The 20,630-nt window shown below is 41.4% G+C and carries 16 protein-coding genes and 2 tRNA genes; 9 read left to right on the plus strand and 9 right to left on the minus strand.

The window, feature by feature from the left end; genetic code table 11:
• Nucleotides 1-35: 35 nt before the first annotated feature.
• Nucleotides 36-1,502 carry an exodeoxyribonuclease I gene (sbcB, locus tag BET10_RS09745; RefSeq protein ID WP_070985606.1) on the minus strand — a complete coding sequence of 489 codons (1,467 nt, stop codon included), beginning with the start codon at nucleotides 1,500-1,502 and terminating at the stop codon, nucleotides 36-38.
• Between the two features lie 504 nt (nucleotides 1,503-2,006).
• Between sbcB and BET10_RS09750 the strand changes: the two genes are divergently transcribed.
• The 6 genes from BET10_RS09750 (at nucleotide 2,007) to BET10_RS09775 (ending at nucleotide 12,268) form a co-directional block, all read left to right on the plus strand.
• Nucleotides 2,007-4,190 carry an OsmC domain/YcaO domain-containing protein gene (locus BET10_RS09750; protein ID WP_070985358.1) on the plus strand — a complete coding sequence of 728 codons (2,184 nt, stop codon included), beginning with the start codon at nucleotides 2,007-2,009 and terminating at the stop codon, nucleotides 4,188-4,190.
• Between the two features lie 204 nt (nucleotides 4,191-4,394).
• A complete protein-coding gene (locus BET10_RS09755; protein ID WP_070985359.1) occupies nucleotides 4,395-5,147 on the plus strand; it encodes a substrate-binding periplasmic protein in 753 nt (250 codons plus the stop codon).
• Nucleotides 5,148-5,203: 56 nt separating this feature from the next.
• A complete protein-coding gene (locus tag BET10_RS09760; protein ID WP_070985360.1) occupies nucleotides 5,204-6,124 on the plus strand; it encodes a patatin-like phospholipase family protein in 921 nt (306 codons plus the stop codon).
• A 310-nt stretch (nucleotides 6,125-6,434) separates the two neighbouring features.
• Nucleotides 6,435-8,705 (plus strand): S8 family serine peptidase, encoded by a 2,271-nt coding sequence (locus BET10_RS09765; RefSeq protein ID WP_070985361.1) that lies wholly within the window; start codon nucleotides 6,435-6,437, stop codon nucleotides 8,703-8,705.
• Between the two features lie 269 nt (nucleotides 8,706-8,974).
• On the plus strand, nucleotides 8,975-10,864 hold the full coding sequence (locus BET10_RS09770; protein WP_083330495.1) for a M6 family metalloprotease domain-containing protein: 1,890 nt from the start codon (nucleotides 8,975-8,977) through the stop codon (nucleotides 10,862-10,864).
• A gap of 228 nt (nucleotides 10,865-11,092) precedes the next feature.
• A complete protein-coding gene (locus BET10_RS09775; protein ID WP_139158551.1) occupies nucleotides 11,093-12,268 on the plus strand; it encodes a hypothetical protein in 1,176 nt (391 codons plus the stop codon).
• A 31-nt stretch (nucleotides 12,269-12,299) separates the two neighbouring features.
• Here BET10_RS09775 and BET10_RS09780 read toward each other — a convergent pair whose 3' ends face one another.
• The 5 genes from BET10_RS09780 to BET10_RS09800 form a co-directional block, all read right to left on the minus strand.
• On the minus strand, nucleotides 12,300-13,385 hold the full coding sequence (locus BET10_RS09780) for a Rieske 2Fe-2S domain-containing protein (protein ID WP_070985363.1): 1,086 nt from the start codon (nucleotides 13,383-13,385) through the stop codon (nucleotides 12,300-12,302).
• 239 nt (nucleotides 13,386-13,624) lie between these two features.
• Nucleotides 13,625-13,701: transfer RNA gene (locus tag BET10_RS09785), tRNA-Val, on the minus strand.
• 10 nt (nucleotides 13,702-13,711) lie between these two features.
• Nucleotides 13,712-13,788, minus strand: a tRNA-Val gene (locus tag BET10_RS09790).
• Between the two features lie 97 nt (nucleotides 13,789-13,885).
• Nucleotides 13,886-14,902, minus strand: coding sequence for a DUF3080 family protein (locus BET10_RS09795; protein WP_070985364.1), 1,017 nt, complete (start codon nucleotides 14,900-14,902; stop codon nucleotides 13,886-13,888).
• Complete coding sequence (locus BET10_RS09800; RefSeq protein WP_070985365.1) at nucleotides 14,874-16,229, minus strand: MATE family efflux transporter; 1,356 nt, start codon at nucleotides 16,227-16,229, stop codon at nucleotides 14,874-14,876. Before BET10_RS09800 ends, BET10_RS09795 begins: the two co-directional genes overlap by 29 nt.
• A gap of 160 nt (nucleotides 16,230-16,389) precedes the next feature.
• Between BET10_RS09800 and BET10_RS09805 the strand changes: the two genes are divergently transcribed.
• Nucleotides 16,390-17,022 (plus strand): riboflavin synthase, encoded by a 633-nt coding sequence (locus BET10_RS09805; protein ID WP_070985366.1) that lies wholly within the window; start codon nucleotides 16,390-16,392, stop codon nucleotides 17,020-17,022.
• 47 nt (nucleotides 17,023-17,069) lie between these two features.
• Here the strand turns inward: BET10_RS09805 and BET10_RS09810 are convergent, their stop codons facing one another.
• Nucleotides 17,070-17,273: a CPXCG motif-containing cysteine-rich protein gene (locus tag BET10_RS09810; RefSeq protein ID WP_070985367.1), complete on the minus strand. Its 204-nt coding sequence runs from the start codon at nucleotides 17,271-17,273 to the stop codon at nucleotides 17,070-17,072.
• 84 nt (nucleotides 17,274-17,357) lie between these two features.
• On the minus strand, nucleotides 17,358-18,212 hold the full coding sequence (locus tag BET10_RS09815) for a fructosamine kinase family protein (RefSeq protein WP_070985368.1): 855 nt from the start codon (nucleotides 18,210-18,212) through the stop codon (nucleotides 17,358-17,360).
• Nucleotides 18,213-18,395: 183 nt separating this feature from the next.
• On the opposite strand from BET10_RS09815, the gene BET10_RS09820 reads away from it, so the two are divergent.
• Entirely contained in the window at nucleotides 18,396-19,091 is a 696-nt protein-coding gene (locus BET10_RS09820) for a DUF445 domain-containing protein (protein WP_070985608.1), read from the plus strand.
• A 56-nt stretch (nucleotides 19,092-19,147) separates the two neighbouring features.
• Here BET10_RS09820 and BET10_RS09825 read toward each other — a convergent pair whose 3' ends face one another.
• Complete coding sequence (locus tag BET10_RS09825) at nucleotides 19,148-19,507, minus strand: DUF3718 domain-containing protein (protein ID WP_070985369.1); 360 nt, start codon at nucleotides 19,505-19,507, stop codon at nucleotides 19,148-19,150.
• Nucleotides 19,508-19,724: 217 nt separating this feature from the next.
• On the opposite strand from BET10_RS09825, the gene BET10_RS09830 reads away from it, so the two are divergent.
• Nucleotides 19,725-20,519 carry a hypothetical protein gene (locus tag BET10_RS09830; RefSeq protein WP_070985370.1) on the plus strand — a complete coding sequence of 265 codons (795 nt, stop codon included), beginning with the start codon at nucleotides 19,725-19,727 and terminating at the stop codon, nucleotides 20,517-20,519.
• Nucleotides 20,520-20,630 lie beyond the last annotated feature (111 nt).

The raw sequence follows: 20,630 nt of genomic DNA on the forward strand, positions 1-20,630 counted from the left end.
TATCGCGCCGAACTCTCCAGTTCGGCGTTTTTTGATTATAGGCTTTGTGCGTAGTGATAAAGCGCTTTAAGAATGCTCAGGTTACGCTCATTGCCCTCATTCTCATGCACCAAATTCTCTAGCGTCAGCATAAAGTCTTCTGCATTGATTGATGGGCTGTCTTCTGCGTGCATCAATTTGTTTTGACAATACTTACGCCAATTATCCAATTCTTGAGGGGTGAGTGTTTCAGGCCAGTTACGGGCGCGATAGCGAAACAACATCGGTACAAATTTGGCATCATCAAAGCTTAAATCTAAAGATCCAAGTGCTTGTGGTTGAGCCTCACGAATAATGGCAAATTTTGCCTTATCAGCTTTACTGGTAAAGCCATTGTATAGCTGGTAGTCGGGGTTGGTGGTGCTACTAAAGTCACCTTGCTCGGCAAACACCTGTGCGACTTTGTCTCTAAGTTCAGGGTGTGCTTTTAGAACTTTTAGGTGCTCAAGGCATTGTTCTCTATCTATGCCCAAACGCGCAGCATTTTCGGGTAGCAAAGTTTTAGCTGGGGCCAAAATAGGGCACTTGTTAACATGTACCAGCTTTAAGCCAGCGGGCAACTCCCCGTCTGCCAAATCACTGTGCTTGGTGTAAAGACGTTCACGAAGTTGCTCAACTGACAGGTCTAATAAAACTTGCGGGTTGTGAGTTAAGTTAAAACAGACCACCGCGTTTTTATTCACTGGGTGAAAACTCATAGGCGCAACCCAAGTGGTGCAGCCTTGCGTTGCAGGGATACGAGAAGAGGTGTGTACCAAAGGTTGCATGTTGAACACATCAATCATATCAAGCAATGCTTTTTTATGTCTGAGGCTAAAGAAAAACTTAAATAATTTTGGTTGTTTTTCTTTAATGAGTTTAGCCAAGGCAATGGTAGCTGTAACGTCACTCAATGCGTCGTGTGCTGCGCCATGTTCGATGCCATTGGCGATGGTCAGGTGTTCAAGTTTAAAACTTGGTGAGCCATCTTCTTTGCATGGCCATTCGATGCCCTCTGGACGCAATGCGTAACAGGCGCGTACCAAATCTATGATGTCCCAACGGCTATTGCCATTTTGCCACTCGCGTTCATAAGGGTCGTAGAAGTTACGATATAGGCTGTAACGCGTGACTTCGTCGTCGAATCGAATGCTATTGTATCCTGCAACACAGGTGTTAGGACGGCTAAATTCAGCATGAATTTTTGCTATAAACTCGGCCTCTATGAGGCCATGCTTCAACGCATGTTGGGGTGTAATACCTGTGATTAAACAAGCCTCTGGATGTGGTAAGTAGTCCGGCGCAGGTTTACAGTACTCAATCAGTGGCTCACCAATGATGTTTAAATCCAAGTCGGTACGGATGCCTGCAAATTGGCTTGGACGGTCTTTTTGCGGCGACGCACCCCAGGTTTCGTAATCATGCCAAAAAATAGTAGGCATGTTTGCGTCATTATTTTGCGTCCCTTGATTGTGGTTATTCATTGTAATTAAAGGGCCTTTGAGCTGAATTGAGGTTGTTGTTGGCGAATGATAAACATTGTAATCATGTTCAACAAGCGTGATAAATGTGTGTATGGCTGAAACCAAGACAATGTCGAATACAAAACGTTACCCTGTAAACAAAAAGCGACCTAAGCATATTATCACACACTGAAGGGGTAAGGGTAAAACGTCCAGCAAACTACAGGGATAAAAGAGCTGTGTTTATATTGGCTCCCCCCTTAAATCGCTCTGTTGTGAAATAGTTCGATGACTAAACGAGCCACAAGCAGCAGCCAAAAAATACGCATATATAAATATTAACACCTATGAAATGCGCCAAAACAACTGGTTTTGGCCTTTTGAGGGCGATAAAGTGCAGCTTTTTTCAAATTACCCAAGACTATTGGCGCGAAAAAGCAGATAATTAGCGCCATTAGATTTTAATGACTGACGTAGCTTAGATAAATGCCTTCTCACGTCAGCACGAAAACATGGGATCCTGTAATGGAAATTAAAGTTGATTTTCTCGACAACCTGAGATTAGAAGCAAAGTTTGACGACTTTTCAGTTATTGCCGACCAGCCTATTCGCTATAAAGGAGATGGTTCCGCGCCGAGTCCATTTGATTACTTTCTAGCGTCATCAGCATTGTGTGCCGCTTATTTTGTAAAGGTATACTGTAATGCGCGTGATATCCCTACAGAAGGGATTAGGCTATCGCAAAATAATATTGTTGATCCAGAGAATCGCTATAACCAAATCTTCCAGATCCAAGTAGAGTTACCAGAGAATATTTCCGATAAAGACCGTGAAGGGATTTTACGCTCAATTGACCGTTGTACGGTTAAAAAGGTGGTTCAAACGGGTCCTGAATTCAAAATTGAAACGGTTGAAAGCCTAGACCAAGACGCTCAGGCCATGTTGATGGTTAAGCCTGACGGAGAGTCTAGCACCTTCATTGAAGGTAAAGATTTACCACTTGAACAAACAATCGCAAACATGACGGAAATCTTGGCAGACTTAGGTATGAAGATTGAAATTTCGTCATGGCGTAACATCGTGCCAAACGTATGGTCGTTACATATTCGTGACGCGGCGTCGCCAATGTGTTTTACCAATGGTAAAGGCGCAACTAAAGAGAGTGCACTTTGTTCGGCTTTGGGCGAGTTTATCGAGCGTCTTAACTGTAACTTCTTTTACAATGATCAGTTTTTAGGGCAAGAAATCGCTAATGCTGAATTTGTACACTACCCAAATGAAAAGTGGTTTAAACTCAGTGAAGACGATGCACTACCACAAGGTATTTTGGACGAGTATTGCCGTGAGGTTTATGACCCTGAGGGCGAGTTAAGAGGCTTTCATCTAATCGATACTAACTCAGGTAACATGGAGCGTGGCATTTGTTCGATTCCTTATACACGTCACTCGGATGGCCAAACAGTTTACTTTCCGTCAAACCTCATTGAAAACTTATTCCTCAGTAATGGTATGAGTGCGGGCAATAACCTCAATGAAGCTAAAGTACAGTGTTTGTCTGAGATATTTGAACGTGCAGTTAAACGTCAGATCATTGAGCAAGAAATCGTACTTCCTGATGTGCCTAAGTCAGTGCTAGACAAATACCCTGGTATCGTTGCTGGGATTGAAGGACTTGAAGCTCAAGGCTTTCCTGTGGTGGTAAAAGACGCCTCTTTAGGTGGGCAATTTCCTGTGATGTGTGTCACCTTAATGAACCCGAAAACAGGTGGAGTATTCGCTTCTTTCGGTGCTCATCCCAGTTTTGAAGTGGCGCTTGAACGTAGCTTAACCGAACTGTTACAAGGCAGAAGCTTTGAAGGGCTAAATGATGTACCTAAACCGACCTTTAATAGTATGGCGGTATCAGAGCCAGAAAACTTTGTTGAACACTTTATTGATTCAACAGGCGTGATCTCATGGCGTTTTTTCAGTGCTAAACATGACTATGAATTCTGTGAGTGGGATTTTTCAGGTACCAATGAGCAAGAATGCGAAACGCTGTTTGGTATCCTAAAAGACCTGGGTAAAGAGTGTTATGTCGCAGAATTTTCAGATATCGGCACCGCTTGTCGAATTTTAGTACCAGATTATTCAGAAGTTTACCCAGTAGAAGATTTGATTTGGGACAATACCAACAAAGCCTTGCAATATCGTAGCGATATCTTAAATCTTCACACCTTGAATGATGAACAGTTAGCCGATCTGGTTGAACGCTTAGAAGAAAGCCAGCTTGATAACTACATTGATATTATTACGCTGATTGGGGTTGAATTTGATGAAAATACCGTCTGGGGCCAGTTAACCATTCTTGAGCTAAAGATTCTGATTTATCTGGCACTAGGTGATCTCGAAGAGGCCATTGATTTGGTCGAGTCGTTCTTACAATACAACGATAATACTTTAGAACGAGGGCTGTTTTATCAAGCGGTTCATGCTGTGCTGGAAATTGTACTTGATGAAGAGCTTGAGCTTGAAGATTTTATTGTCAATTTTGAGCGTATGTTCAGCAAAGAAGTCATGGATAATGTGGTAGGCTCAGTAAAGGGTGAGGTTCGCTTCTTCGGTCTAACACCAACAAATATGAATTTGGACGGTCTTGAGAAGCATCAAAGACTGATTGACAGTTATAAGAAGTTACACCAATCACGCGCGGCAAAAGCCAAAGGTTAATGTGTCACTTGACTAAAAAGGCCAATGTTAATCACGTTGGGCTTTTTTATGTGAAAACCGCCAGATTAACCGACCTTTTATACAGCATTGATTCTATGCGCTTGCAAACACGTAACACATTAGCGTGGCAAAAACGCCTTACAACCTAACAAGATCGCAACGCTGAGTTATACTTAAAAGAAAGTACAGTGGTAATTCCAGACGATGAAATCTCTTAGTTGGGCTGTATTAGGGATGATTTCGGCATGTTATAGTGCGTTTTCGCAGGAAAAAATAGATATTTACACGGAACATTTCCCACCATATCAGTTTTTAACTGAACGCGGTGAAGTCGCTGGTGGAGCGACAACCATGGTGCGGCTTTTGATGGCTCAGGCCCAGATTGACTATCAAATTCATGTTTTGCCTTGGTTCAGAGCAGTTCAACAAACTCATGAGTCTAACACTGCACTTCTGTATTCTTTGGCTCGTTCCAGCGAAAGAGAGCAGCATTATCAGTGGATAATGCCGTTGTGCGAATTGAAAGTAGGCTTTTATCAGCGCGCGGGTAGTGTAACGCCTAAGCCTCATTATTCATTGAACAACCTTAAGCATTATATTGTTGGTGTGGGAGCCGGTCAGCCGTCAGAGGAATATTTAAAAAATGAAGGGTTTAAAAAATCAAATTTGGTGTCATTAAGTAGCTTAAATCAAGCAGGAGGCCTGTTGGAAAAAGGCAGAATAGACTTTCTGTTTGGTGCACAAAGCTTTGTCGAGCAAATGGCCCATGTAATGGGAACGGAGCAGTCTTGGGAGCTCGTGTTAGAAGTTCCTAAGCTGAGCGCACAGCTGTATTTAGCCGCGAATAAAAATGCGCCAAAGAAATATGTAAAAAAATTAATAGAAGCTGCACAAACAGTACAAGGCGCCCATTTGAATAGCATTACTACGTGTAGCAATAGCCAATATATTCAATAAGTTACTTTTTTGTGTGACGTTTGAACGAATATAATACGAAATGTATAGGGTCAAACATGCAAGCAGAACTCTCTTTAAATACAAGTCAAGCATCGCTTCCCCAGCAACACAAATTCGCTTTAGTTGCCGAGGGAGGAGGACAAAAAGGTATCTTCACCGCAGGGGTATTAGATGCATTTTTAGAGGGAGATTTTTGGCCATTCCATCTAAAGGTAGGGGTATCTGCTGGGGCACAGAACTTAGCAGCCTATTCGGCACGTGCGCGACAGTGTGCTAGAAGTGCTATCCAAGAGCTGACAACGTCAGAAACATTTTTCAAACCAAGTAAATTTTTCACAGGTGGTAAAGTGATTGATTTAGATTGGTATTTTACCCAGGTAAACCATCGGCCTAAGTTACAGGTGATCACCAATCCAGGTTATTTAGCAAAGGATAATCACTTTTATGCTGTTGCCACTGACGCGCAAACGCTGGAACCTACGTACCTGCACACATGGCATGACAATATGCTTGAACACTTGAAAGCGTCAAGTGCGATTCCATTTTTGTATCAAGGTGGTGTAAACATAGCAGGGCGTAATTACATGGATGGCGGTGTCGCAGATCCACTACCTGTTGAGTGGGCCTATAAACAGGGAGCGAGAAAGATCCTAGTGATCCGGACATTTGAATCACATCATAATGGCGCTATGCCAATACTCGATAGATTGAAGCCCGTTATCAGCCGCCTCAAACAGTCAAAGCGTATGCTTGACCTATATCATTATCACCAAACTAGATACTCACAAGCACTGGAATTTATTAACAATCCTCCAAGTGATTTGGAAATTATTCAAATTGCACCAAATGGGCCGTTACGAAGTATGGTACTGGGATCGTCTGCTGCGGTCTTACAGCATGATTACTTGTTAGGGTTGCGACAAGGTAAAAACTTTTTACGTCGTTGGCATCATCAGTTTGAACCATCAATAACATGAAAAATTTACTTTTAACGTTATTGTTACCCATAACGAAAAATTATATTTTCTTGCTGCATAATTTCCTTTTATAGGTATTTTTTGTTAACCAAAAGGGGACGTAATTTCGGTTTATCTAATATGTCGAGTATTTGTTCTAGTTTAAAATGTTGCAACGTGAAAATTTTAAATCATTGTAATTAATGTTGTTTTTTCATTTTTATGAAGGAATCATTAACAATTCTTTACAAAGCGTTGTTGTTGGCTATGTTAATTATTTTATTTTTTGATACATTTCATTACGAAAATAATAACAAGCTGGATTATTCCTATGAAGAAAGTAACCACGAATAAAGCACTATTTGCTACTACGATGTTATCCCTAGCGGTATCTGCATCATTACAGGCGTCTCCACTTAAGCTAGCTGCTGAAAAAGCAGAGTCTCCATTACCAAAGCGCTACATTATCAAATACAAAAATAATGATGTTTCTGTTGCGTCAGGTATGGAAACAATGGCTAGTGAGCATATGCCACAAACAGCAGCAAATCGTATGGCGACGTTAGGTATTCAAAATGCACAGTTTAAGGCAAGTTTGAATGCAGTAGTTGCTCAACTAAGCGAAGCACAAATTGCTGCTTTGAGTGCTGATAGTCAGGTTGAATATGTAGAAGAAGATTTACCTCGTCGTCTAATGTCACAATCACAGCCATACGGTATCGCGATGGTTCAAGCTGATTTGGTTGACGATTCAGTAGCTTCAGCTGCAAACGGTGGTAAGAAAATCTGTGTTATTGACTCAGGTTTAGACCTACCTCATGAAGACATGGGTGCACGTGGTGACACTATCTCTGGTACGAGTGATTCTGGTACTGGAAATTGGTACGATCATGGTGGTCCTCACGGTACTCACGTAGCGGGTACAATCGCAGCACTAAACAATGGTATTGGTGTTCGTGGTGTTATCGGCACAGACCCTTCAATGCACATCATCAAAGTATTTAACGCTGATGGTTGGGGTTACTCTTCAGAATTAGTCGATGCAATCAACAAATGTCAGGCAGCAGGTTCTGACGTTGTAAACATGAGTTTAGGTGGCGAAGGTTCAAGCACTACTGAACGCAATGGTATTCAAGCAGCTGCAGATGCTGGTATGTTACTTATTGCAGCGGCAGGTAATGATGGTGTTCCAACAAACACAACTGACGTAGAAAGCTACCCTGCATCATATGATTCAGTAATGTCTGTAGCGGCTATCGATAGCAACAAAGCATTGGCTGATTTCTCTCAAAAGAATAGCCAAGTAGAGATCGCAGCACCAGGTGTTGACGTAAACTCAGCTTACCCAGAAGGTTTAGGTACGATTGTATCCCTTAGCGTTGCGGGTCAATCTTATGACTCAAACGGTATGGAGAACCAAGGTAATGCAAATGCACCTCTTTATGACTTTGCAACAGGTGAGTCTGTTGACGGTGGCGCAAGCGGTAAAGTCTGTTTGATTCAACGTGGTAACATTTCTTTCCACGACAAAGTTAAAAACTGTGAGGACAGTGGCGGTGTTGGCGCAATCATCTATAACAACGCAGCTGGTTCATTCGGTGGTACGCTTGGTGATACTAACCAAACAACAATCCCAGCAGTAACTGTGAGCGATACTGATGGTGCACAAATGCTTAACAACATTGGCATGACTGCTTCAGTAAACCTTGACCCTAGTAACTATGGTCTAATGAGCGGTACGTCAATGGCATCACCTCATGTTGCTGGTGTAGCAGCGTTGGTATGGAGCCACCACCCAAGTTGTACAGCACAGCAGATCCGTACTGTATTAACTGCCACAGCTGAAGATTTAGGTGCAGCTGGTCGTGACGTTAAATTTGGTTACGGTCTTGTACAAACAAAAGCGGCTATTGACTATATCACTGAGAAAGGTTGTGCTGGCGATGGCGGTCCTGTAACTGGTAATGAGCTAGAAAATGGCGTTGCTAAAACAGGTCTTGCAGGTGCTAAAGGCGACGAACTACTTTACACCTTCGAAGTACCAGCTGGTGCGACGGATGTAACAGTGAACATGAGCGGTGGCACAGGTGACGCGGACCTATACGTACAGTTCGGTTCTAAGCCTAGCGATTCAAACTATGAGTGTCGTCCATATGCTGGTGGCAACAATGAAAACTGTTCATTGACGCAATCTGGCGGTACGTACCATGTAATGGTTAAAGGTTATAGTGCATTCTCTGGTGTATCACTGGTAGCGAGCTACACAGACGGTGACACAACTACACCAGGTGCTGAGCCAATCAACCTAGTGGAAAGCAACATCAGCGTTGCACGTAGAAGCTGGACACGTTATACGCTAGACCTAGTAGATGGCTATGCTGACCTTAACGTAGCAATCTCAGGCGGTAGCGGTGATGCTGACCTATATGTAACTCACGGTGCTCAATCTACGACTTCAAACTATGATTGTCGTCCTTATGAGAGTGGTAACAATGAGTCATGTGACTTCCAGAACCCACAGTCTGGTACATGGTACATCGACCTATACGGTTACTCAGCGGCAAGTGGTGTAACGCTGACTGTAACTGCAACACCGAAGTAATTATTTAATTAACCTTAACAAAGGTCGCCTTGTGCGACCTTTTTTATTATTTATAAAAGAGTGGTGCTGCTCGATGGATTGTTGATGCGCTTAGGTGTTTTTAAATATAGGTTTGTTGACTATTGCGTATTTTATGTTTAGATCTAGAGGTTGCATATATAGGAACAAATTGTTCTATAAGTAACCTCGAACATGGCCCTCCAATTGTTGATATATTGTATTTTTGATGTTAAAAATGTGTTTCCTTTAAACCGTAATAGGAACACAACATGTATCGATTAACAAAACTCGCGATTGCGCCTTTGGCTTTAATGACGTCTTTAAGCTATGGTGCAATACCTTATAAAGATCACCACTACAGCTATACTCAACCAAATGGCGAGGTTGTTAACATTAGCCTTGATGGTAATGACTATTTTGCTATGCAGCGCTCATCCGATGGTCGTTTGGTTGTATTTGACGAAAATCTCAATGGTTTAGCCTACGCCAACGTTTCTGATGATGGAGAAGAGCTGATATCTACAGGTGTACTTGTTAGCAACAAGTTAAGTAAAATGGTATCCGTGCGTTCTGCTAAGCGTAGTTTGAATGCCGAAGCGATAGCGAGAAAAGTAGAGTCAGCGAAACGTAGAATGCTTGGTGACACTGTACAGACGTCAATTGGCCAAATTCACACTCAAAGTGAAATAGCAACTCAAGAAGGTTTTACCAGCCAATCTAGTGGAAATATCAAAGGGTTGACCATCATCATTGATTTTCCTGATCATGCAGGCACAATCAGTAAACAGCAAGTTGAGTCATTTTTAAATGATTTAAACTATCAGGATTTTGGTAATGCTCAGTCTGTCAGGGGATATTTCAGAAGTGTCTCTGGTGGTAAGTTGGATTACACCAACACAGTGACGACTTATTATACTGCTAAAAATAACAAGTCTTACTATACCGACGATAGATATAGCTCAACGGTACGCTCACAAGAACTTATCAAAGAGGCATTAAATTGGCTTGAGTATACGCAAGGTTTTGACTTTTCTACTCTGTCAGTAAATAGCAATAACCAGATTAAAGGCCTGAATATTTTTTATGCGGGCAATTCAGATAGCAGCTGGTCTAAAGGGCTTTGGCCACACATGGCAACCCTTAGCCCAAGATTTTGTGCAGATGGTGTATGCACCAACCGCTATCAAATTACAGATATGAGAAACAGTTTAGCGATTGGTACATTTGTGCATGAATCAGGGCATTTGATCACAAACTGGCCGGATCTCTATGATTATGATGGCAGCTCTCAAGGCTCCGTTGCTAGTTTCGGTGTTATGGGCTTTGGAGCGATTGGAGAAACTAATAAGTTTAAGCCGACCCCACCTGTTGCTCATTTTAGAAATCTTGCAGGTTGGGATACAGTCACAGAACTTAATCCAGCTATTAACCCCAATGCGCCTACAGGTACGTTGACGCATACCTCAGGCAGTCATACATCTTATAAATGGACCAATCCAAGTAATCGCAATGAAGCGTTTTATATTGAGGCAATTCATCGCTCAGGCCAAAACTCGGAGCAATTAGATGAAGGGTTAGCTATTTGGCATGTGGATAGCGCTGGTAATAATTCAGATGAATGGCATCCGTACGTACAAATGGAGCATGCTGATGGGAATCGAGATCCTGAAAACAAAGTAAACCGAGGCGACAACGGTGATTTGTATGACGTAGCAGGGGAGTTCTCTGCAACGTTTCCTAACAGCCTAAGTAGCCGTGGTACTAATTCACTTTGGTGGAATGGCAGTGACTCTGGTCTATCTATCAGCAATATAAGTGATGTAGCACAAACCATGTCATTTGATATCGGTCAGACAACCCCACCCAAAGGAGATGTATATACGGGCTACCTATCTAGTGGACAGCAAGCAATTGTACCCAATGGTACTTGGTTTTACTATGAGGGCGGCACTTTGGATATGACCTTAGAGGGGCCGAGTAACGCTGATTTTGATTTAAAATTAGAGGTGTGGCAGGGTGGACGTTGGGTACAGGCCGCGATATCGGAGTCACCTACATCTAACGAGTCTATCACTTACCCTGCATCAAGTGGATACTATAGAATTACCGTATATTCATATTCAGGTGCGGGTAATTACAGCTTGACTTTGAGTAAATAAATTTAGAAAGCACAATGTATTACATTGTGCTTTTCCTTTACTTTCATACGTCTTTTATCACACTATTCATACTGAAAGCACTTGAATGATGGTTAAAACGAATAGCCCTTGCTCATGTACATGTCATTTTTAGCTGAGTCAGTTTGGCCATTCATAGGCGGCGGAGCTTTCTCAATTTGTACCAATATTTTTTATCAATCACCCATCATATATTAATCAGGGTGAACTGTGAGTTGTGTGATTCTGATGAATGTAGATAAACCCTATACATTTGTTCCTGAGATAGCGGGCGCTAGATTAAAATTAGCGGTCGAATCGATAGGGACTAACTATGAAATAATCGCGCTTGAGTGTTTTCAAATTTCTCGTAGAACACTGATCAATTGGTTTTCCGGCAAAGGTTTTGATTTATACAAGGCAAACAAATGTGCCAAAGGGCTGGGGATTGACGTTCACTGGTTTTTGTTATCACCGTCGATATTTTTTGAAAGTGAATTTATCTCTGAGGTTCAATGTGCGTATGTTTCTAACTTAAAACCTAACATAGGTGCCTCCAACAGGTTTGAGTTCTGTGGGAGTGATACACATTGCATTGTTTTATTCTGCGACTACATCACAAAACTCGATATCGAAAAATTTGCTAACGTAAGAATAAATGGACGACTGAAAAACGGTCTAGAGTGCTTGTTTGAAGGTATTCTAGTGTCATATACATTTGATCGCTACATACGCGCTATCTCTATTAAAAGTAGTACCGGATTAGTCATGAGTGTGGGTGGCTGCAATTCCACTGCCGAGGACATCGCGGCCATGAGCATCACTTTTGAGTTTGACAACGGTTCTGCAGCGCTATTGCTCAATTCTCCTTGGGGTGGGTATTGTGCTGCGTTTAAATCAACGCTCACAGTTGATGTCATTGAGCAGCTAACCAGTATCGGGCAAGTTGACTTAGCACTCACCTTGCTCAAAAGAAAACCCAGTGTGAACTCTTTGGTTGTGTTGAATAAACTACGAAAAAATGCGACAACGCTTGATAGCCAATCTCTTATTTATGGTGCCTACCGCGCTTTTGATAAAGTGTTAAAAAAGCCTAGTGGGCTCTCGCAAAAAATAGCGGAGCAATTGTTTTATGAAGTAGATATGTTGTTGGAAGAAGGCGACGTGCTGGCTGCCATATACTGTATGGAGTCGCTAGGTTACTTTTGTCACAGTGAGGCTGTGGAAAAACAGTTTAACGCCTTGGCGCGTAAAGTAATTGACAATGGTATTCGTCATTATGATCCGCATTTTATTTGGGCGCTTAATGTCGCGCTATCGTCAGTACTCAAACAATCATATGACAACGCGACACACGAGTATTTTATGGATTACATTGTGGACCACAACATAATTGATATCGTGTAACTCTATCCTTGTTTCGTGTTAGCGCCTGATACTAAGCAACCTTTTTTCTTGCAATCACATGGGCGCTGTAGATATTTTTTTGTGAAGGGTAAAATTGCTTATACCATAGCCTGAATTTCCGAGTGTATAAGTCGTCCTTTTCTAAGTCAGGAAATTCCAAATGTTTACGGTTCATCATGATCATGTGATCCTCTTGCATAAACGTTTTAAATACTTTGATTTCGTTAAAAATATAGACGCCTTTGTTGAACAGCTTTTCTTGCAAGTTCGCTTTAAAAGCATGCCGCTTCATTTTGATTCGATGCGCGGTAAAACTACCATCGGCCTCGAGTTGTAATAGGACCAAAAACCTATGGTAAACATGCCACCTCCAATAAAAATCTATATTGTAATCAATCACAAATGGACCATAGGCATTGATGTTAATATTACCCTTGTCTTCGTTACCTCTTTTTAAACGAACTGAAAGTTTTTCATCTTGTTCGAATAACTTTGTATGCTGGTGACACAAGCCGTGTAATTTAATGGCATGGTTAAAGTCCACACCATTCTCAATAAAGTCAATCGGATGCGCTTTGACGTTCACGCCTTTTAAACATTGGTGTTCAATTTCCCATTTATTTCCCATATAGTCTGTATCTAATCTGGGCAAATTCCAAGTAGGTGATTCATTTTCTGAATGAAACCAGACAAACACGATCCCTGCATTGATATCAATGACATAAGGTTTGATGGGCTTTTCTTTTTTACCTTTTGCAACGCCATTTTTGTCAAAGCATCTATGATGAAATGCGCAGCGGAGGTGATCACCAACAACTTTCCCACCAGCACCCAAATGTATGCCAAAGTGCGAGCAATAGGCGCTTGTTACGGCTACTTCTCCTTTGGTACTTTTCCAGATAACAATATTTTCTCCCATTAGATTCTTACTTATTATCTGGCCATTTTTGAGTTCACTTTCCATGCAAACAGCCTGCCAGCCATTTAAGAAAAATGGAACATTTGGGTAGCGTTCTTTTATCTGTGGCGCATTGTCATACGCATACTTGCGATGTATACCTTTTGAATAATGAACCAAATATGCATTAACTATCTTGTTGTAGATTTCTTTTAACATAAGAACCTCATTGTTAACGGCTGAAAGTTGACCCGCTCAGGGCGCGCACTAATCATCTTAATGAAATGGATAAAATGAACAATGAAATTAGAGGGCAAAAAAAGTGCAACTAGTTTAGGTGCGGTTACATAGGGGAAAAAGGGGCGCTTACTCTGGGTTTAGCGATATATCAAGACGTCGAACAATCTCTAATAAGATAACGGGTATTTATGGAATATAAAGAGAATAAACTGAATAGATGGTACAACCGAGTGGATTCGAACCACCGACCCCTACCATGTCAAGGTAGTGCTCTAACCAACTGAGCTACGGTTGTATTGAAGATTTGGTACGACCGAGTGGATTCGAACCACCGACCCCCACCATGTCAAGGTGGTGCTCTAACCAACTGAGCTACGGTCGTACAGTATTGCAAGGCAACGGCGGCTAATATATAGCGACTCGCTTATTGGATCAAGCGCGTTCGCTAAATTTTTGTTTGTTTGCAGTTTTTTTGTGCATCAAGGCTGTATTTTGCACGTTTTATAAAAGACCTGCCACCATTTTACGTGCTCAACCGTACTCGCTTTGAGTTGTTGATAATATGATTGTTGCTGTTCTACATTAAACAATGTACTCAGTTCATGACTGCTTTGCCAAAGTACATACAGGTGAATTGAGGTGCTGTGTAACATATTGGCTAGCTTCGATTGATATGCTTGCAACTGAGATAAGTAGAAGCGATTAAATACGTTACTCAGAATGTTAGCTTGTTCATGGTTTCTGCCTGGCTTACATAGATCGTTGCTGATATCTATAGTGCCGAGCCAGCGTGTGGTGATATTGTTTAACGCGGTTTGTTTGCGTGCGGAGTTGATTAGTCGTGAAACAAAGTGATTGTTATTGAGTTTAGCCAATGAGCGAGTGAACTCTTCAGGCTCATCAAGTTGACTGATATCAAACTCACTAGAGCGTATTTGCTTATAGGCATTTGCAAGTTGAGCAAGAGCTTCTAATGACTGATTCATGGCATCTTTATGATCCTCAAGCTCAATCTCTTGCCCACTGAGTAACGACATTTTCGCCAGCTCTCGTTCATGAAAGATCATGCGCTCAACATACTGTGGCAGTTGTAACCGCTTCTCGTCTAATGCTGAATTGAGCTTGGCCTTTAATTCGGGATCTAATTGCTCTGAGTCAGCCAAGCAACTCTGAGTTTGTTTGATAAACCGTAAGGCGTACTTTAATTGTTCACTGGGCTGTCTGACCTTGCCAAGCTGATTATTGTTTTTGGCAATGGTGTTCATGAGCTTACAGTGGTCTAGGCTGGCAAGTTCTAAAAACGAAATGGTTGTTTTAGAAACAGGTTTATCCAAAGATGGTGTTTCAAGCACTTGTAATGTCACGTCTTGGGTCGCTGGTGCTTTATCAACGACGTTAGCCAACCGGCTTTGGTATTCGTTATAGATTTCAGTAGGGGCGGGTGTGCAACCCACCCCCCATATCAAGCTACTGATTATCAGCCAAAATATACGCAAGACGAGCCCTCACACTGAGTAATAAAAACACCGCTGCAACAGTTAAACCTACGATAATACCAATCCAAAACCCGATAGCGCCCATAGCTGGCACTATGAGGTTTGTTTTAGCAAGTATATACCCAAGTGAAAAGCCAATCAGCCAATATGACACAAATGTGATATAAGTAATTGGTTTGGTGTATTTTAGGCCTCGTAATACGCCATGTGCTGCAACTTGTAGTGCATCTGGTAGTTGATAAACACATGCCAGTACAATGATACTCGAAGCAAGCAGGGCAACTTCATCATTATTTGTATATAGCCAAGCGATACTATCTCTACCTATGAGTGTGATAAGTGCCACAAAAACTGAAATAATCGCGGCTAAACAAAAACTGGTGAAGATAGCGGTTCTGAGTTGCTCATAGGCCTGCTGTCCGGCCAAATTTCCGATCCTTATGGCAATAGCCATTGAAAGGCTTAACGGCATCATAAATAGTATTGCAGTCACATTTGCTGCAATTTGATGTCCGGACACGGCAATTGCGCCTAGATCGGCGATAAACAGCGGAATACACGCAAATAGCGTCACTTCAAAAAATGTTGCTAAGCAAATGGGAATACCGAGTCTAGCAATATAACTTATACCTGACGGCTGGGGGTTGGCAAAGTCACTAAGCAAAGACAACGCGCACATAGTTTTGCTGCGATTACAATATATCCATTGCGATATAGCCATAGCCCAAAATACGAGTGCAGTGGCAAGGCCACATCCTGCACTGCCATATGCTGGCATGCCAAATTTGCCATAAATAAATACATAGTTTGCAAATACATTTACGATAAGCCCTACAATACTGATATAGAAAGCTGGTTTTGTTAAGCCAACGCCTTCTGTTACATTTCGATAAATCGAAAAAAGCAAGAACCCCATTACCCCCCATTTTACAAAGTCGATATATTGTTGAGAGAGTGACGTGATTGACTCGGTAGTGCCTAGACGTTCGAAGATAAGAGGGGTGAACTCAGCTAGAGCAAAGCCTGCAAGGGTAAGTAACAATGCCAAATAGATGCTTTGTTGAAAATAGTACTTAATACCACTTCGGTCATTCGCTCCGTGACAGTGTGCCACGATACCAGTTAGCGCGAGTATTAGCCCTTGCAGGGAAAAAGTTAAGGGGTTCCATACACCCGTTGCAATAGATAGTGCAGCCAAGTCATTGGCGCTTACCTGACCTGCCATCATAGTATCAACCACCGACATCAAAATCAGGGTAATTTGTGCAAAAAATACGGGGGTGGCAAGTTGCAAGAGACGCTTACTTTCCCAGTGACTAAACTTCATACTTATCACCGATAAAAATATTATTGTAACCAATAGAGTTGACTATTAGCGAGTGAACGAGATGAATTAAATTAAAAACCTTCTTTTTGTATGGTTAGGGTGCTTCTGAGTGCTTAATTATTCCTGTATGATAAGCGCGTTTTAAATGTGAAGGTCGGTTATGTTTACAGGTATTGTACAAACACAAGCAACAGTAGTTAGTACTGCGTATAGAGACGGTGTGCTGCGATTGGGAATATCTGTAGGGACTGAGTACTTAGCACATTTAGATATAGGCGCGAGCATTGCGATTAACGGCTGCTGCCTTACTGTTGTGAAATATGAAATACATCGGCAAGACATCGTTGGCCAAGTTTATTTTGACGTCATTGATGAAACGTTAAAATTAAGCAACCTCGGTTTATTGAGGCGAGGTGCCCGAGTAAACTACGAACGGTCGGTTACATTTGGTACTGAAATTGGTGGTCACATTGTGTCTGGCCACGTGCATTGCACAGCTTCTGCACAACACATTATCAATGATGAAGACAATTGTAAGATCTATCTAACACTGCCTGAGCAATGGTTGAAATTTATTCTATACAAAGGTTTTATTTGCGTTAACGGCGCAAGCCTAACGGTGGGTGAAATTGACGAACAAGGGTTTTGGCTGCATTTAATTCCTGAAACATTAAACATCACAAATCTAGGGCGTCTACGTGAAGGGAATAAGGTCAATATTGAAGTTGATCAGCAGACTTATACGATAGTCACGACGGTAGAAAGTTATTTACGTAAGCAAAGCAGCAAATAACTTTACCGATAGCTGAATAGGGCCGGTGAGGTCACAAAGAATGTAAATTAGAAAATTTGTTCATCATCACTATCTATGTGCAACTCTAGTTTATTTCTCGATTGATCGATATGCATGTTAAAATGAATGGCGTTGCAGCAAGCCGCGCAGTCTTCATAAAAGTCCTGATCGCCCTCACTGGCATCAAGGCTCACATAAACATGGTGGCCACAATGTGGACACGTAATACGTTGTTCATATAGCGCTTTCATATAGCTCTCCTGAAGGCAGATACCTATCTCCATTGCACTGGCTTAATTATAGCACCTAATGCAACTATGAAAGCTTTATTACAGCTATTTTAATATTTCGTTTACGCGTTTTTGAACCTGATTTAAATAGTCGCCTGCATATAAGTTTGCATGTAGTAGTAAGGGGTAAAGTTGATAGATTGGACGTCTTAACTCATAACCAGACGGTAGCTCAAAAACGCCTTGATAGGCTTCAGAAAAGGACTCTGGTAATGGGGCGAATAATTCACTCATTGCTAGGTCAACTTCGCGATCACCATAGTAACAAGCGGGGTTATCAACACAAGGTTTACCACCACTAAAGTAAATATTACCTTTCCAAAAATTGCCGTGTAATAATGAAGGTTTACTATGATGTGGTAATAGTGACTTGATGGTAATGACAAAATCGTCAATATCGACAAATTCAATACCTTTCTCTTTGAGAAGCTGCAGTTGCCAACCGATTCGTTCTTCTGCAAAGAACGTTTCCCACTTCTTGTGCCATTGATTGGGTTGAATAAGGTGATGAATGTAGCTGTCTTGCTCTAAGCCAAACATTTTTTGCTCAAATCGGTTATGCATTTTTGCCAATAACACACCGCATTCATGCCAGTTTTCTTGTTCATTTTGCTTGGGAATGACTTCAAGCACCATAAAGCAAAACTCTAGTGTCGTGCCTATCGTCACAGTATCTGCCACTAAAAAATCGCTGTCTCTAATCAGCAGGTCGCGAACTTTTGACTCAGACTCAAATCGCTCAAGCGCACTAAGTAAATCAACTTTGACAATATACCTATGCTCGTCGTTGGCAATGTAAAATCGCTTTTCATTACCACAACCACGAAGTTGCTCTTTGTAACTCAGGGTAAAGGGTTGGTGCAAAGCTTCAGATATTTGTTGATTAACGGCGTTCCACATCGCAGACATCCTGATCAGAAAAACATACCTTAATCAAACTATGGTTGAAATATGGTGGATCTCAACTGTAAACAGCGAATATTGTGTTATTTACTGTCTGACATTATTAAAGAAAGCGCTGAACGCTATATTTTATTGGTCGCAAAGTATAAAATGCTGCGGTTCGTTAATCAGGAGGTAGTAGTGAACAAAAGTTATATTACTAATTCACTTGCGTTACTTTGCGTTATTGTTGGCCACTTTTTATCGCTCCCCATTATTTTTTCAATTGGTATATTTGCTCTGTCCGGTGCCATGACAAACCTACTGGCAATTCATATGCTGTTCGAAAAAGTACCTTTCTTGTATGGCTCTGGCGTTATCAAGCTCAAGTTTCAACATTTTAAAGAGTCAATTAGCGTACTCATTTTGCAAGAGTTTTTTAGTCAGGAAAAAGTTGCAGCGCTGCTTGATAAGCAGCAAAAATCAATAGATTTAAGTCCGGTGATAAAAAAGGTCGACTTGAGTCCTGCTTTTGACAAGCTCGTACAGGTAATTGAAGCGTCTCAATTTGGCAACATGCTTGCAATGTTTGGTGGCAATGAAGCACTACAGCCAATGAAACCATCATTTGTAGAAAAAATGCAAGATGCGTTGATTGATATTACCGAGGAAGAAAAGTTCAAAAAGCTAATGCGCGAAGAGCTTAGCAGCGGTCACAGTGCCGAAATGGTGTTTTCAACAATAGAAAATGCAGTAGAGCAGCGCTTGGAGGAATTAACCCCTGACATGGTCAAAGAAATAGTACAAAACATGATACGTACGCATTTAGGTTGGCTGGTAGTTTGGGGTGGTGTGTTTGGTGGGTTATTCGGACTTGTTGCTGCACTAATAGCTTAATAGAAACACTGTGCTATGTTGAACTTAGCACAGTGTTTACAGCGTCTTTGTAATCATTATTTAGACCCAGAAACGACAAAAGTATCGGCTTGTGTAGTGCTTGCGGACAAATCTCGGATCTCAGTGTGGGTTGTCAAATCCAAGCGAAGCAATTTAGCGGTGTTGTTCAGCCTGTGTATGGATGCAAACTTGGTCGTAGATTGACCGTTACAGGCCAGTCTGTTTTGCATGACGTTTGTACTCACATGGTGCTCCGCCATCGTTTTTCTTAGGGATAATGAGTGATTACTGGCAATGGCCATGCACAACTCTGTTGCCAATGAGTCGTCAGCGGCGACGAATTGTTTTGCATGTGCAGTTGTAACGAGTAAGCCACTTAGCAAAGTGATGGTACATAAAGGGGCTAATTTGTTCATTGTATTTCTCCGTTCAATTAAAGTTAAGTGCCCATTTAGTATTGACCAAAGATTTGTGAGTAGTTGTTAAGGAAACTCGCAATAATGTAAGTAAGTATTATTGTGTTACAATTTCTTTGTAATATACTGAAAAATATATAAAAACTTATTATAAGTGTAAGGTGGTTTTTACAATGTTTTTCATTGTAGTTTAGAATGTAAAGGGGGCGAAAATCTAATGGCTGTCAGTCATAAAACACTCAAAAGCTACTATAAGCGCGGGTTTGCAAAACAAGTACAGCATGCAAATCGCTGTTATTATTGCGGATGTGAAGCAACCGACACTGACTATTGTCCCCCTTTAGTTCACGCTGAGTTGGTGCTGGAGTTTTCTGAAAATGCAGACTTTATAAGCGTTCCTGCATGTTATGAATGTTATGCATTGCTTCACAACGAGCGAGTGTTGACGCTGGTAGAGAGAGTTGAAAAGCTTAAAACTAAACTCGCATTAAAATATGCTAAAGCCTTGAAGGTTTATCATATGTGGCACGAGGCGGAACTTCATGAGATGAGCCCTGAGTTCCAACAAAGCATCAGTGCAGGTATGTCTTTAGGTAGTGAAGCAGCGCAACGCCTAGCGTTTTTACCGTTTGTCTTATCAAGTGATGATGCGAACGAAATAATGCCGCCCCCAAGAGAAAAATTCACTGTAGATGATCGAGAGTTCACGACGTTTGATGAAGCATTGAACTACTGTTTTGATGTATTGAACATACAAAAAAGTAAGTTCTATGATTTGTTAGTGAAAGAGTGTGCGGGTGACTTTGATAAAGCCTTGAGTCAATATCATCACAGGTTTGGCACGCCTAGGGTGCTTGATGTTGCAAAGGAGAAAATTAAGGTTTTTGCTAAACAACATAAACAAAACTCAGATTTTGTAGCGCGTGCGACTGAACGCCTGATGCAGCAAGATACAAAGTTAGACATTGACGCTGCACTTGCTAAGCTTTATCGAGATTACGTTGCACGTTAGTGTGAAAACCAAACATTCATCGCGTATAAATGCAATTAGAGGTTTTTACTTCGCATTTTTCGTTGTGTTTAGGTACAGTTCCATAGAAATAAAAACAATAGAGATAAAACA

Origin of the sequence: Pseudoalteromonas amylolytica, assembly GCF_001854605.1 — a bacterium.
Lineage (GTDB): Bacteria > Pseudomonadota > Gammaproteobacteria > Enterobacterales > Alteromonadaceae > Pseudoalteromonas > Pseudoalteromonas amylolytica.

Bases quoted from the DNA above. Each gene is read 5' to 3' on its own strand.
- BET10_RS09810 (WP_070985367.1), bottom strand. From the start codon at position 17,273: ATGAAAGCGCTATATGAACAACGTATTACGTGTCCACATTGTGGCCAC.
- BET10_RS09800 (WP_070985365.1), bottom strand. From the start codon at position 16,229: ATGAAGTTTAGTCACTGGGAAAGTAAGCGTCTCTTGCAACTTGCCACC.
- sbcB (WP_070985606.1), bottom strand. From the start codon at position 1,502: ATGAATAACCACAATCAAGGGACGCAAAATAATGACGCAAACATGCCT.
- BET10_RS09755 (WP_070985359.1), top strand. From the start codon at position 4,395: ATGAAATCTCTTAGTTGGGCTGTATTAGGGATGATTTCGGCATGTTAT.
- BET10_RS09780 (WP_070985363.1), bottom strand. From the start codon at position 13,385: ATGTTAAAAGAAATCTACAACAAGATAGTTAATGCATATTTGGTTCAT.
- BET10_RS09825 (WP_070985369.1), bottom strand. From the start codon at position 19,507: ATGAACAAATTAGCCCCTTTATGTACCATCACTTTGCTAAGTGGCTTA.
- BET10_RS09750 (WP_070985358.1), top strand. From the start codon at position 2,007: ATGGAAATTAAAGTTGATTTTCTCGACAACCTGAGATTAGAAGCAAAG.
- BET10_RS09815 (WP_070985368.1), bottom strand. From the start codon at position 18,212: ATGTGGAACGCCGTTAATCAACAAATATCTGAAGCTTTGCACCAACCC.
- BET10_RS09805 (WP_070985366.1), top strand. From the start codon at position 16,390: ATGTTTACAGGTATTGTACAAACACAAGCAACAGTAGTTAGTACTGCG.
- BET10_RS09765 (WP_070985361.1), top strand. From the start codon at position 6,435: ATGAAGAAAGTAACCACGAATAAAGCACTATTTGCTACTACGATGTTA.
- BET10_RS09760 (WP_070985360.1), top strand. From the start codon at position 5,204: ATGCAAGCAGAACTCTCTTTAAATACAAGTCAAGCATCGCTTCCCCAG.
- BET10_RS09830 (WP_070985370.1), top strand. From the start codon at position 19,725: ATGGCTGTCAGTCATAAAACACTCAAAAGCTACTATAAGCGCGGGTTT.
- BET10_RS09770 (WP_083330495.1), top strand. From the start codon at position 8,975: ATGTATCGATTAACAAAACTCGCGATTGCGCCTTTGGCTTTAATGACG.